11 protein-coding genes and 1 other annotated feature are annotated in these 14,473 nt (G+C 46.0%); of the genes, 7 read left to right on the top strand and 4 right to left on the bottom strand.

The annotated features are described in order from the left end of the window. Window positions 1-191 precede the first annotated feature (191 nt). Window positions 192-1,757: an amidohydrolase gene (locus tag KNQ05_RS01995; RefSeq protein ID WP_214804337.1), complete on the bottom strand. Its 1,566-nt coding sequence runs from the start codon at window positions 1,755-1,757 to the stop codon at window positions 192-194. A 67-nt stretch (window positions 1,758-1,824) separates the two neighbouring features. Next, the gene (gene ezrA, locus KNQ05_RS01990; protein ID WP_088837623.1) at window positions 1,825-3,531 is read right to left on the bottom strand and encodes a septation ring formation regulator EzrA; all 1,707 of its coding nucleotides are present in this window, start codon (window positions 3,529-3,531) and stop codon (window positions 1,825-1,827) included. Between the two features lie 224 nt (window positions 3,532-3,755). On the opposite strand from ezrA, the gene KNQ05_RS01985 reads away from it, so the two are divergent. The 3 genes from KNQ05_RS01985 to KNQ05_RS01975 all read left to right on the top strand — a co-directional run bounded on the left by KNQ05_RS01985 (window position 3,756) and on the right by KNQ05_RS01975 (window position 5,743). Beyond that, on the top strand, window positions 3,756-4,241 hold the full coding sequence (locus KNQ05_RS01985; RefSeq protein ID WP_214769053.1) for a GAF domain-containing protein: 486 nt from the start codon (window positions 3,756-3,758) through the stop codon (window positions 4,239-4,241). Window positions 4,242-4,466: 225 nt separating this feature from the next. Further along, window positions 4,467-5,066 carry a 30S ribosomal protein S4 gene (gene rpsD / locus KNQ05_RS01980; RefSeq protein WP_026827721.1) on the top strand — a complete coding sequence of 200 codons (600 nt, stop codon included), beginning with the start codon at window positions 4,467-4,469 and terminating at the stop codon, window positions 5,064-5,066. 149 nt (window positions 5,067-5,215) lie between these two features. Then, a complete protein-coding gene (locus KNQ05_RS01975) occupies window positions 5,216-5,743 on the top strand; it encodes a biotin transporter BioY (protein ID WP_088837624.1) in 528 nt (175 codons plus the stop codon). 51 nt (window positions 5,744-5,794) lie between these two features. On the opposite strand, the gene tyrS is transcribed toward KNQ05_RS01975, so the two are convergent. Next, complete coding sequence (tyrS, locus tag KNQ05_RS01970; protein WP_214766580.1) at window positions 5,795-7,042, bottom strand: tyrosine--tRNA ligase; 1,248 nt, start codon at window positions 7,040-7,042, stop codon at window positions 5,795-5,797. Between the two features lie 50 nt (window positions 7,043-7,092). Further along, window positions 7,093-7,294: a binding site (T-box leader), on the bottom strand. Between the two features lie 151 nt (window positions 7,295-7,445). Between tyrS and KNQ05_RS01965 the strand changes: the two genes are divergently transcribed. Continuing rightward, on the top strand, window positions 7,446-9,968 hold the full coding sequence (locus tag KNQ05_RS01965) for a transglycosylase domain-containing protein (protein WP_214804336.1): 2,523 nt from the start codon (window positions 7,446-7,448) through the stop codon (window positions 9,966-9,968). 126 nt (window positions 9,969-10,094) lie between these two features. Here KNQ05_RS01965 and acsA read toward each other — a convergent pair whose 3' ends face one another. Then, window positions 10,095-11,798 carry an acetate--CoA ligase gene (gene acsA / locus KNQ05_RS01960; RefSeq protein WP_214766584.1) on the bottom strand — a complete coding sequence of 568 codons (1,704 nt, stop codon included), beginning with the start codon at window positions 11,796-11,798 and terminating at the stop codon, window positions 10,095-10,097. Between the two features lie 145 nt (window positions 11,799-11,943). On the opposite strand from acsA, the gene KNQ05_RS01955 reads away from it, so the two are divergent. From KNQ05_RS01955 to KNQ05_RS01945, 3 genes are read left to right on the top strand one after another with little or no spacing between them, the layout of a single operon-like run. Beyond that, entirely contained in the window at window positions 11,944-12,576 is a 633-nt protein-coding gene (locus KNQ05_RS01955; protein ID WP_214766586.1) for a GNAT family N-acetyltransferase, read from the top strand. Window positions 12,577-12,588: 12 nt separating this feature from the next. Further along, complete coding sequence (locus tag KNQ05_RS01950) at window positions 12,589-13,221, top strand: acetoin utilization AcuB family protein (RefSeq protein ID WP_088837629.1); 633 nt, start codon at window positions 12,589-12,591, stop codon at window positions 13,219-13,221. Beyond that, on the top strand, window positions 13,218-14,411 hold the full coding sequence (locus tag KNQ05_RS01945) for an acetoin utilization protein AcuC (RefSeq protein WP_088837630.1): 1,194 nt from the start codon (window positions 13,218-13,220) through the stop codon (window positions 14,409-14,411). The genes KNQ05_RS01950 and KNQ05_RS01945 overlap by 4 nt, the downstream gene beginning before the upstream one ends. Window positions 14,412-14,473 lie beyond the last annotated feature (62 nt).

Raw genomic sequence — 14,473 nt, 5'->3', positions numbered from 1 at the left:
GAACGTACAGAAAAGAACGTCTTGAATCGCTTTAAACCGCGAAAAGCGGATCATCGGTCATTTGATTGATAGAGGACGGAAACGTTCATCCTCGACTCCGAGGGGAAAGGAAGCGCGTCCGTCACAAGGGGTGGTGTTCATCTGACTATGAGTCATCCCCTTTTGAGGATTTACGGAACGAACGCAACCTCTTAAGTCGTTGTCAAAGATGCTTCCTGGCGATAGACCGTTTTTCCTTGTTGTACCGTTTCGACTAGTCGATTCGTAAGAATCTGTTCATCTGCAAGACGATAAAAATCTTCTTCGAAGATGACGAAGTCTGCATCATATCCAGGCAATAACATTCCTTTTCGTCCATGTGTCTCTGTTGCGACATGTGGATTTTTTGTGAATAATAACAATGCTTCGTACATTGAAAGAACTTCGTTCGATTTATTAATCCGCCCTGCTTTCCCCACGGTCGCTGCATAGAGCGCTCGGCGAACATCGGGACTTGAAATCGGCGCGTCAGAGCCTCCACACATTAAGGCTCCTGTGCCCGCTAGCGACTTCAAGCGATAGGCCGAGTCGAGACGCTTCAAACCGAGACGTGCTTCAGCAAAATCAGCATCATCTAACAAGAAGACCGGTTGCACATCAATTAAGACGGGCAACTTCCGAATCCGTGCCAATAATTCAGGTCGTACGACCGTTGCGTGAATAATACGATCGCGCGTCCCTTTCGGAGCCGGATACTTTTCAAGCACATCCACGAAACGTTCGATTGCAAGATCTCCGATGACGTGCGCCGCGACAGTAAAACCGTAACTTCGTGCTCGCTTCACGAGTTGTTCAAGTTGGTCCTGCGAGTGAACTTCAATGCCACGCGTCGTCGGGTCGTCCGAATAGCCACGATGCAATAATGCCGTTCTTCCACCGAGGGCACCATCGACAAATAATTTCATCGCTCCAATTGAGAGCGTGTCAGGGAGAACAGGGTTTGCTTGAATGAATTCATCAAGGACGAGATGATGCACGAGAAGATGGGCATGAAAACCCGTTTCTTCCGTCACTTCTTTATAAGCTGATAAGACTTCGTTTAATGCACCGTGATAAGATAAATCCTCTGTATGTGCCGCCACGATCCCATGACGATATAAGTCTTTGATTGCCGCGCGCAACGATGATTTGTTTCGTTCCGTCGATCCTGCTTGCAACGCATAGAGCGGTTCCATTGCTGCATCATAAAGAAAACCATCTGCTTCCCCTGAATCGAGCAAACCGATTTTCCCACCCTCGATGACCGTTGATGCTTTATATCCCAATTGTTCAAACAATACGTCATTGACGAGTACCGTATGCCGATCCGTCCGCTTTAGTAAAGCTGGTTCTGTCGGGAACAGTTGATTCAACCAAGCTTTTGTTGGCGCTTGATCTAGCTTGGTCTCGTCGTAGCCTTCTGCCACATGAATTCCATTGATCGCTTCTGCTTTTAAAAAGGCCTGTCCGAGTTCTTCTAGCGTCATGTAACGCGAAGCATCGACACGACCTATCGCTTCGCCATATCCAATGAGGTGGATGTGCGCATCGGTAAAGGCAGGATAGACGGCTTTGCCATTCAGATTCTCAATCGACTCGACGCGTTTACCGAAACGTCGCCGTAACTTCCCCTCATCCCCCATGGCTACAATCCGACCTGCTTCGATAAACATCGCCGGATGAACATCATGTTCATGCGCCATCGTTCGAATGATTCCGTTTACATAAAGTATTCCCATCTTAATCGCTCCTTTTTTTTACGAAAACAGGGTGACCGCGGCGGCCACCCTGAGTTGTCAGTGATGATTACATATGAATCGTTTCTTGCTTGGCACATGCTTGTTTGATTCGTTCAATTGATTGTGGATCAAATTGTTCGAGGACACGTTCCCCTAGTAAAATCGCACGTTCGTAATCGCCAGCGAGGAACTTCGTCTCAGCAATCGTCAACGACATATGTATCTCATTATCATTGCGACGGAAACGATTCGCGTACTGGACAAGTCGTTCTGCATAAGTGACTTCGAACACTAATGTATCTATCCGTTCTTGCAATTGTTTAAACGTCAACTTGACATCTTCGCTTTGCGAAACGATGTAACCGACATTAAACGGAATCTCCTCAAAACGTGCCTCGAGCGTCTGTAACGAACGACTCGCTGTTTGAAGCGCTTCTTCGACATCTTGCGGCATCTTCGGTAACCCGAGCCGTTTTAATCGTAACCGGGCACTAGAGAATGCATGACGCCATTCATTGATGCGTTCGCGTACTTCCAGCTCTTCTTTGCGTAGTGCTTGGAGTTCGATACTGAACCGTTCGTATTGAATCGTTAATTGTTCTTCCAGCCGAATGGCATCACGCATCTGATCTTCTAACATGCTGAACGGAATGATTCGGCTAGCGATGGATTCGTCTAAATCCTTTGCTGCCCCAAACAACATCTCTTCATCGCGCTGAATCGACTCGTAATGCTCTCCTAAGTCAGCTGAAATCTCATACTGTTCACGGAGCGAACTAAATTCTTGTGCCAATTGATGGACTTTTTCACGCATCCGCAGTGCTTTTTGTTTCAAGACTTGATTTTCTTTTTTTACATGATGACGCGCGTCGACTTCACGACGGAACGTATCATACATTTGGTCGACATCAGCCGAAAGTTGCTGGACGCGTTCTTCTAAATCGTCCATTTCTAGAAATTCAAGTTTTTTAACTAGGTTGAGGCGTGTTTCCTCAAATCGTTTAATATCCGACTGCATGCCAAGCGGCTCAAGCGGATAACCATCCAGCGTCATTTCATTATATCCGGCGCTCAATTGGTCGATTCGTTGACGTAACTCATGTGCCAGGACTTTCCAATGATTCGGAATCACTTCGACTAATTGACGCGTCTGTGCGACTCGTTCTTCAAGCTGAAGGCTTGTTTCATACGCTTTCGTCACTTCACCTGCTTCCTCAAAAGCAGACATTTCTGTACGCAACTGATCGATTTCTTCACTGCGTTCTTCAAGTTTCGCTAATGCCGGACCAAACGACGTCGCTTGTAGGAGCAACGATTTACGGACTTGACCTGAATCTGTCTCACCTTGCGCTTTCAATGAAGTCAATGCAGATTGATTATTTTTAAACGTCTCCATCTCACGCAGCATCTCATCGATTAACCCTTCAAGCTCACCGATTAATTGTTCCGTTACTTCTAAATCATTCTTGACGGCAAGGAAATGATATTTATCGAGCCCTTCTTCCGCTCGATACAATGTTTCATCGATTTGCGCGACGTGGACTGTCAACAGTTCCTCCCAAGCCTGATGCCAGGAAGTGAATTTCGTCTCCGTCTCGCCCGCCATCGGAAGCTGCTTTAATTCTTGTAGCTCCTTCGGAATTGATGCGCTAATAATCCCCTGTTTGCGCATATCTAGCTCGTCAATTTTTGTATAATATTTTTTTCGACTAATCATGCTAAATAACATGACGAGTAATACGATGACGATGACACCAATCACCCATGCCCACATTTGTCACGACCTCCACCCTATCAAGCGATTCCATTTATCAACAATTTCGCTTTTTATCTTATCCTTATAATAGTATAGCGCAACCGATTTGCATAGATTTACTAAGGCTTTTCCTGATTTCTTCCACAGATTACAGCGTCTCGCCGAGAAATCAATTGTTTGTCAGCATCTTTAAAACTCGGGTAAGATAGATTAAATATGATTTTTCAGGAGGAATCTTAATGATGTTTGAGACAACGACGTATGATGGTGACCGAACAAAACAATATGACATGCTGAATAAGCAACTTAATGCTTTACTGACTGGAGAAACGAATCAAATTGCCAATCTTTCAAATGCGAGTGCGTTACTTGGTCAATTTCTCGATCGAACGAACTGGGTCGGCTTCTATTTAACGGACGCAGAACAAAATCAACTCGTTCTCGGACCATTCCAAGGCTTACCTGCTTGTGTCCGGATTCCATTCGGTCGTGGTGTCTGTGGTACAGCGGCAGAAGATCAAACGACACAACTGGTCATGGATGTCCATGCTTTCCCAGGCCATATCGCGTGTGATGCGGCAACGAATTCCGAAATCGTCATTCCATTAATTAAAGATGGAAAAACGATTGGTGTCCTCGATATCGACAGTCCTGAACTGAATCGTTTTGACGAAACCGATCAAGCCGGCCTTGAAGCCTTTAGCGAAATTCTTCTTCGTCATATTTGATTGACAGCAGGAATAAGCAGACGTATACTTGTAAAAGTGCAGAAATGATAACGATAGCGGTCAAATCGCTTGCGTATCACATTTCATGACTCGGCTTTGCCGGAGGGGCATCGTGTAACTTTGCTATCAAGCGAGGGTGCCACACCATGAAATGGGCGTAACGTGGGTTTGATGGCGTTATTATTTTTATGCAAATAATAACGAACACTAAGGAGGAGTCTTATTATGGCTCGCTATACAGGTCCAGCTTGGAAACTTTCACGTCGTCTCGGTATCTCTCTTACTGAAACAGGAAAAGAAATCGCAAAACGTCCGTACGCTCCAGGACAACACGGTAACAGCCGTCGCAAAATGTCTGAGTACGGTCTTCAACTTCAAGCGAAGCAAACGCTTCGTCACATGTACGGAGTAAACGAACGCCAATTCAACCGTATCTTCAACGATGCTGGCAAAATGCCTGGTATCCACGGTGAGAACTTCATGTTCTTACTTGAAGCACGTCTTGACAACGTCGTTTACCGTATGGGTATGGCTCGTACACGTCGTGCTGCTCGTCAGCTCGTCAACCACGGTCACATCCAAGTTGAAGGCGCTCGCGTCGACATCCCTTCATTCCGCGTGAAACCAGGTCAAACGATCTCAGTTCGCGAAAAATCGAAGAACTTTGTCGTTATCAAAGAAGCACTCGAAGTTGCACCAGCAACTAAAGACTTCGTTACTTTTGATGCTGAAAAGCTCGAAGGAACGTTCGTCCGTCTTCCAGAGCGTTCTGAATTGAACGATCAAATCCAAGAACAACTCGTCGTTGAGTACTACTCACGTTAATCTGTTGTTTTTAGCACTCACTTCGGTGGGTGCTTTTTTTGTGTCCTTTTAACATTTTTTAAAAATAGTAGTTGCATCATTTTCTTTTTGTGTTAACCTTTTATTTATATTGGTTAACACAAAAAAAAGAAAAGAGGCCCTCATCCATCATGAAAACAAAAGATCTTACATTTACTGCACTCGGTGCTGCAATCATCTCAGCCATTAGTTTACTACCACAACTTCAACTCGTCGGACCTGTACCGATCACACTCCAGATGCTCGCCATCATGACGGTCAGTGCCATTCTCGGTGCGAAGCGTGGCGGGCTTGCCGTCTTGATTTTTTTGCTGCTCGCTGCTGCCGGATTACCACTTCTCGGAGGCAAAGGTGGTCTTGCGCCGTTCGTCGGACCGACCGTAGGGTATTTAGTCGCCTTCCCGATTGCCGGCTTCTTCATCGGCTATGTCGCCGAACGAACGACTCGCTTCATCCCATTGTTTTTTGGAATGGTCGTTTTCGGACTCGGTCTCGTTTACTTACTCGGAACATTCGGTTTAATGCTCGTCCTACATTTATCATTCATGGATGCCCTCGTCATTAATGTCCCGTTTATCATCGGTGATACGCTAAAAGCGTTACTTGCCACGACGATCGCCGTTCGTTTATTACCACTCCGTATTTTTAGAACAGCCTAAACAAAAAGAACGCTGACGAGCATTCGTCAGCGTTCTTTTTTGTTATATCACTTACGCATGTTCAAGTACGAAGTATTTCTTTTTCCCACGACGGATGATCGTGAAGTCACCAATCGCATCTTGCTTCGTGATCTCTTTCGTCAACTCTTGTTCACGGTCTCCATTGATGTAGATTGCGCCATTCGTCACGTCTTCTCGCGCTTGACGCTTCGACGGACTGATTTTCGCTTCGACGAGTACGTCGACGAGATTCGTTGCTTCACCAAGCGTAAAGCGCGGCATCCCTTTAAAGGCATCTGCGATATCAGCCGCCTGCAATGTTTTGATGTCACCACTGAAGAGTGCTTTCGTAATTCGCTCCGCTTGTTCAAGCGCTTCGCTGCCATGGACAAGTTTCGTCATCTCTTCTGCCAGACGGCGCTGGGCAATCCGTTTTTCAGGTGCCGTTTCCACTTCCGTTTGCAATCCTTCCAGTTCTTCGTGTGTCAAGAACGTAAAGTATTTCAGGAATTTGACGACATCAAGGTCATCGACGTTGAACCAAAACTGGTAAAACTCGTACGGTGTCGTTTTTTCGGCATCGAGCCACACTGCCCCGCCTGCTGTTTTCCCGAATTTTTGCCCGTCTGATTTCGTGACGAGTGGTACAGTGATGCCGAATGCTTTCTCTTCATGACCAACGCGTCGGATCAGTTCCATCCCTGCTGTAATGTTTCCCCACTGATCACTTCCGCCGACCTGGAGTCGGCACCCTTCGTTTTCATATAGCTTTAAGAAATCAAATGATTGCAATAGCATGTACGAAAACTCTGTGAAAGAAATCCCGTTCTGAAGGCGTGAATCAACAGAGTCTTTCGCTAGCATGTAGCTGATCGGGAAGTGTTTTCCGATATCGCGTAAGAAATCGATGATCGTTAAATCTTTTGTCCAATCCAGGTTGTTCGCAATCGTCACAGGGTTTTCGCCATCCAGCGGTAAAAAGCGTGATAATTGCCCTTTGATGCGGTTCGCAAATTCTTCGACGATATCCGACGTGTTCAGTGATCGTTCTGTCGACCGCCCACTTGGATCTCCAATCATCCCGGTTGCGCCACCGACGAGACCGACCACGTGGTGCCCCGCTTCTTGGAAACGGCGTAGAACGAGAATTGGTAACAGGTGTCCGATATGCAATGAATCTGCTGTCGGGTCGAATCCCGTGTACAGTGTTGTCGGACTTGCCAGGAGTTCTTTAATACCTTCTTCATCTGTCATTTGGCTGATTAGGCCGCGAAACTCTAAATCCTCAAGTAACGTCATCTGTTTTCCTCCTAAAAAAATTGTATAAAAAAACCGCCCCTCCGACTGAACGAAGGGACGGAATATTCCGTGGTACCACCCTAATTGCATGCAACACATGCCACTTAGATCGTCGATAACGGGACGGTCCGCCTGATTTCTCAAGAAGCTCCTGGAGACGTAATTCATGAACACGCTATGTCCTAGTTCGCAGCACCACTAGGTCTCTGATACAGGGAGCGTTCCATTACTAATTCCAATCACAGCTGATTTTTTCGTATATTTTTCATAAGATGTTTTCATGATACGTCGAAGTAGAATCGACTGTCAAGAGACATTGTCACGTTTCAGTTGTGGTATAATACGTCTATCTGTGATTTAATGTTAATTTACACCCAAGTTTAAGATGTAAAGGAGATCATTTATGCGCGAGAACTGGTCCAAGTTTTGGAATCATCCCCGAACGAAAGCCGTTCGGCACTGGTCGAATATCACATATGACGTATCTTGGAATATCATTTTATTCCTCATCATTGCTGTCCTACTGATTGGGAGTTTTTCTGTCGGTGCAGCAGGCGGCTATTTCGCTTCGCTCGTCAAAGATACAAAAGCACCAGAATTAACGGAAATGAAGCAACAAGTTAATAGTTATGCCATTACGAGTGAAATTTACTGGGGCAGTGGCGAAAAGTTGACGAACATTTCAACAGATGAAGAACGTCAACCGGTCAACATCAAAGAAATTTCACCTTACCTGCTAGACGCTGTTCTTTCGACGGAAGATGTCGATTTTTATGAACATGATGGCGTCGTACCGAAAGCAACACTCCGGGCAGTCTTACAGGAGTTAACGAACTCGTCTTCTCGGACGGGTGGCAGTACGTTGACACAACAATTGATTAAAAACCAAATTTTAACGAATGAAGTTTCATTCGAACGGAAAGCAAAAGAAATCATCTTAGCACTTCGTCTCGAAAATGCGATGACGAAGGATGAAATTCTACAAGCCTATTTAAACGTTGTCTCATTCGGTCGAAACTCTCTCGGACGAAATATTGCCGGAATCGAAGCCGCCTCTCGTGGTGTCTTCAATAAATCCGCGAAAAAACTGACATTACCACAAGCAGCCTTCTTAGCAGGCATTCCGAAAAACCCGTATTATTACACACCCTACCTTCAAGGTGGTGTCGTCAAAGAAGATTTGACAGCAAGTACGAACCGGATGAAAACTGTTCTAAAACGGATGTATGTCGCAAAAAACATTACGAAAAAGCAATATGAAAAAGCCGTCAAATACGATATCACAAAAGACTTCGCCAAAACGTCAACACGTTCGCGTGATACGTACCCGTACGTTTACGATCTTGCTGAAAAAGAAGCTTTGAAAATCATGACGAGCTATTTCATGAAAAAGGATGGCGTCAAAGAAGATGAAGTAAAACCATCCGAACTCGCAGAAGTCAAAGCAAACTATCAGGAACAGGCTTTAGTTGCCATGCGTCAAGGCGGATACAAGATTCACTTGACACTTGATAAGAAAATTCACGAGGCGATGCAGGCACCGGCTAAAAATGCTGCCAACTTCCCTGCTTCTCCACAATACACGCAAGTCGTTGATCCAAAAACGAAAAAAACGGTCTCGAAAAAAGATCCAGAAGAAACGGCTGCTGTCATGATTCAAAATGAGACAGGTCGTATTTTAGGCTTCGTCGGTGGACGTTACACGGATGGAACGGCGGATGATTTCAACCGCGCGTTCCAGGCAAAACGTCAAATCGGTTCGACAGCCAAACCAATTCTTGTTTATTCGAACGGTATCGAAAACGGCTTGATTACACCGGCTTCGACCGTTAATGATGAAAAGTATTATTATCAAACGGTTCCACGTCAACCAGGTGACAACCCAATCAACAATGAAGGCGGGCGTTACCGAGGTAATGTGACGGTCCGTGAGGCATTGGAACTTTCACTCAACGTTCCAGCCGTGAAGATTTACGAAAAAATGAATATGTCGAACTCGATTCAAAAACTAGTCGACATGGGTATTAAAGTTCCTGACAGCATCCGGTACGCACCATCTGCTGCTCTTGGAACGATGGAAATCACACCGGTTGAGCTTGCTGGTGCTTATGCGATGCTCGCGAACTACGGTGAATACGTCGAACCGTATATCATCTCGAAGATTACGAAAGACGGGAAAAGCATCTATAAAGCTAAATCGAAAAAAGAAAAAATCTACGAAGAGCGTACGGCTTATTTAACGCTTGATATGATGCGTGGTGTCTTTGATAACGGAACAGCTCGTTATGCGAACTCGTTATTAAAAGTACCTGGCGATTGGGCCGGTAAGACCGGAACGACGAACGAAATTAAGGACTCTTACCTCGTTGCTTCAACACCAGGGGTTACACTGGCGGTTTGGACGGGGCATGATCAAAACAACTCATTGATGGGTGCAACGACATATTACCAACGTACCCAGAACCTGTGGGCACAGATGGCAAATGCAACGTATGCTGCGAACAACAGTTACTTCAAGTCAGGTGCACGCTTCAATCAACCGGCTTCAGTAGACGCAGATGACTTCAAGAACTCAGGTTCATTCAAAGAAGAAGATAAAAAGAAAAAAGAAGCGGAAGCGAAGAAAAAAGCCGCTGAAGAAAAGAAAAAAGAGGCCGAGGCAAAAGAAAAAGAAGCAGACGCGAAGAAGAAAGACGACGCTGAAGCGCAAGCAAAAGCTGACGCTGAAAAGAAAGCTGCTGAAGATAAAGCAGCCGATGCGGACGCGAAAAAAGCGGCCGATGCCAAAGCGAAAGCTGATGCAGAGGCTAAGAAAAAAGCGGCTGACGACAAGGCGAAAGCCGATGCGGAGGCTAAGAAGAAAGAAGCAGAGGCGAAGGCTGATGCTGAAAAGAAAGCAAAAGAAGACAACAAAAAAACTGAATGAAGCCATTCAAAAAAACGAAGTTCACGTAACAGTGAACTTCGTTTTTTTGTTCATATTAAAAAACTACCAACGAAGCATCGTTGGTAGTTCAAGAACAGTCAATCCTATACGTCACTTACTCTGACATCATTCTTCCATCGTCGAGAGGTCACCCGCTTCAAGATTTAACTCCCACGCCTTCAAGACGCGGCGCATGATTTTACCGCTCCGGGTTTTCGGAAGCTTGTCTCGGAAGTCAATCTCACGTGGCGTCGCATGTGCTGCAAGCCCTTCTTTGACGAACGCCTGAATTTCTTGTTTCAATTCTTCAGTCGGTTCATAGCCGTCTCGTAACGAAATGAAGGCTTTGATGATTTCACCACGTACTGGATCCGGTTTCCCGATGACACCGGCTTCTGCAACTGCCGGGTGCTCGACAAGACGACTTTCAACTTCGAACGGTCCCACCCGTTCTCCTGCCGTCATGATGACATCATCGACGCGTCCTTGGAACCAGAAGTATCCTTCATCATCCATATATGCAGAATCTCCTGAAACGTACCATCCTTTGAAGAAGTATGATTCATACTTTTGTGGATTATTCCAGATTTGCCGCATCATGGATGGCCACGGTGTTTTCAAAGCTAAATTGCCCATTCTAAACGGAGGTAACTCATTCCCTTGATCATCGATGATTGCAGCTTCTGTCCCAGGAATCGGTTTCCCCATCGACCCTGGTTTGATGTCCATCGATTTATAGTTGCAAATCATCATTGCCCCTGTTTCCGTCATCCACCACGTATCATGGATGCGTTGGTCGAATGCTTCTTTTCCCCAACGAACGACTTCTGGGTTGAGCGGTTCCCCAACCGATAACACGTGCCGTAAGCTCGACAAGTCATGTGTTTGTGCGACGTCTGCGCCGGCACCCATCAGCATCCGGAATGCGGTCGGTGCACTATACCAAACCGTTACCTTGTATTTTTCAATGACACTGTACCAAAACTCCGGATTGAACCGACCACCGACGATGACATTCGTCGCACCATTTAAGAACGGGGCAAAAATCCCATAACTCGTCCCCGTCACCCAGCCCGGATCTGCTGTACACCAATAGATATCATCTTCCTGAAGGTCAAGAACCCAACGTCCGGTCATCATGTGTTGAATCATCGCATTTTGAGCGTGTAAGACCCCTTTTGGTTTTCCCGTCGACCCAGACGTATAATGTAAGATGAGACCGTCTTCCCGGTCGAGCCAAACCGGTTCGTACACATCTGACGCGGACTCGAACGCTGCCCGGAAGTCCAGTAGCCGATCTGTCGTCTCGATGTCTTCATCGACTAAAAAGACGGATTCGAGTGTCGATAACTCTTCAAGCGGAACACGTGGTAATAATGCTTTCGTCGTAATCAACATCTTTGCTTCAGAATCAAGCAAGCGGTCGCGTACAGCTTGTTCCATGAAGGCTTCAAACAACGGACCGACGATTGCTCCGACTTTCAAGGCACCGAGCAACGCAAAATAAAGTTCTGGCGAACGTGGCATGAAGATAAAAATTCGGTCTCCTGCTTTGATTCCAGCATCCGTCAAAACGTTTGCCGCTTTGTTCGTCAAACGTTTCATGTCAGCATACGTAAAAGTTTGCTCCGTCGTTCCATCAAAGTAAATCAGAGCTTTTTTATTCGCTCGTTCACCTTCAGCATGACGGTCAATTGCTTCATGGGCCATATTGACTTTCCCCGTCGTTGCCCATGAAAAATATTGTTCCGCTTCTTGCCAATCGTATGACGCCGATTCATTATAGTCGGATAACCAATGCTTACCCGGAAGCGCTTTCAAAACTTTCATCTCTCGTTCCTCCCCTTCTCTATACTCCTCTCCATTATAAGCTAGTTATGGTGTAGTTCAATCGATTGCCGTTAATTTGTTAAAAAATCCCTCTCTTTCCGCAACTCGCTTCGGCTATAATAAAGAGAAAGGTGGTGACGCTTACATGTTTGAAAAACAATTCAATCATCGTACTCATGAAACATCGCTCGGTCCAGTTGAAATCGAAGGACCTGTCGCAAGTAAACAACTCGCCACTTACCTCCTCGATGATGGTTTAACTGCCTTCAGGCAACCGAAAGAGCAGCATCAAGCGCTCCTTGAAATCGCAGATTTAGATGAAGGACGGATCATTATCGCCAGGCAAAATCAAGAAATCATCGGCTATGTCACATTCCTTTACCCTGATCCTTATGAGACATGGAGCGAAGGAAATAATCCATATATTTTAGAGCTAGGTGCGATTGAAGTGTCTGCTCGTTTTCGCGGTCAACAGATTGGTAAAAAGCTTCTCGAAGTATCGATGCTCGATCCGGCCATGGAAAACTACTTAATCTTGACGACCGAGTATTACTGGCATTGGGATTTAAAAGGCAGTGGACTATCTGTTTGGGACTATCGAAAAATCATGGAAAAGATGATGAACCACGGGGGCCTCGTCTTTTTCCCGACCGATGATCCAGAGATTGCATCGCATCCGGCTAATTGTTTAATGGCACGTATCGGGAAACATGTCGCACCAGAAGTCGTCGCTCATTTCGATGCTTTACGGCTCCGCCGTCGCTTCATGTACGATTAAAGGAGGAATAGCATGTTAATCGAACAAATCATGAAGACGAATTGTATTACGATTCAACCAACAAATTCTATTGCGCATGCCGCAGAATTGATGCAACGTCATGAGATTCGCCATATTCCCGTGACAAACGCCCGTCATGAACTTGTCGGTCTCATCGGTCTAAAAGAGCTCCAAAGTGCAAGCAGTGTCTTTCATCCAGATACCCTTCACGTTGATCAACAAAATTCCGTTTCAAGTATCATGCAACAAACTCCTATCACGGCACACCCGCTTGATTTCATTGAAGACGCCGCGATTTTATTTTATGAACATCGCTTATCTTGCTTACCGATTGTTCGGGGACGGCGTCTCGTCGGCTTAATGACAGAAACCGATTTGCTTCGGACATTCGTTCAATTAACAGGAGCGCTCGAGCCGAGCTCACAAATCGAAGTGCGTGTTGAAAATACAGCGGGTACATTAGCAAAGATTGCGAATCTACTCGCCAAAACGAATATCAATATCTTAAATGTCCTCGTGTATCCTACGCCTGATCCGTATGTCCGCATCGTCGCTTTTCGTGTCCAGACGATGAATCCGATTCGAATCATCGAAAAGTTACGGAAGGAAGGATTCGATGTACTCGGTCCCGACGTCAGCCGATGAAAGAGTTTGCTTATATTTACAGTGAGGAAGAAACGAATTATCGTTTTTCCGATACACATCCTTTCAACCCAATTCGACTGGACTTGACCGTCTCTCTCTTAGAGACGATGGGGGCACTCAAGGACGTCGACTGTATCGCACCACGTCGCGCAACGGATGAGGAGTTACGACTCGTACATGATGCCGATTATATTCAAGCCGTCAAGCTGGCGGGTCAAGGTGAACTGACACCAATGAAGGCACAGATGTATGGGCTCGCAACAGAAGATACACCCGTCTTCCCTGACATGCATGAAGGTGCCGCACTACTCGTCGGTGGAACAATTGAGGCTTGCGAACTCGTCTTGTCCGGACGATATAAACGGACATTTCATATCGCGGGTGGTCTGCACCATGGTTTTCGTGGTCGTGCTTCAGGCTTTTGTATCTACAACGATACAGCAGTCGCCATGGCGGCGATGATTGAAAAATATGCGTGTCGTATTCTTTATGTCGATACCGATGCGCACCATGGCGATGGTGTCCAGTGGGCTTTTTATAATCGTTCCGATGCCATGACGCTGTCACTGCATGAAACAGGACGTTATCTCTTCCCGGGGACAGGTATGGTGACAGAGCGCGGATCTGAAGAGGGTTATGGCTTCAGTTGGAACATTCCATTTGATGCTTTTACGGAAGACGCTTCGTTTTTACTCGCCTATCGGACTGCCTTGTTCGAAGCCTGTGAGTTGTTCCAACCTGACTTGATCATTACGCAAAATGGTGCCGATGCCCACGCGCTTGATCCATTGACTCACTTGTCGCTCACGATGAAAAGTTATGAACAAATTCCGCAAATCGCTGTCGAAGCAGCAAACCGTTATACGAAAGGCCGGATTGTCGCTTTAGGCGGAGGAGGATACGATTGGTACCGTGTCGTTCCCCGCGCCTGGAGTCAAGTCTTCGCAGCTTTGACAAATCGTGCACCATTTAGTGGGGACCTCCCGAAAGACTGGATTGAGCGATGGACAAAACAGAGCACGACGGTTCCGACTACGTGGGCAGATCAATTGCCAGTGTATCCTTCGATTCCCCGTCGACCTGAAATCGAGGAAAAAAACTGGGAAACCGTTAAACGACTCCTATGGCCATTTATCGATGACGCGAAAAAAGACCGTTTATCAGAAGCTTCACCCTACTCGAGTGATTAAAAATTGTCCTGTACTTTTCACATATACTTCGTTCGGATTTCACAAGTTATTGGTATACTAAA

This window comes from Exiguobacterium sp. s125 (assembly GCF_018618605.1).
Classification (GTDB): Bacteria; Bacillota; Bacilli; order Exiguobacteriales; family Exiguobacteriaceae; genus Exiguobacterium_A; species Exiguobacterium_A oxidotolerans.
This window is presented reverse-complemented; position numbering and strand designations above follow the sequence as displayed.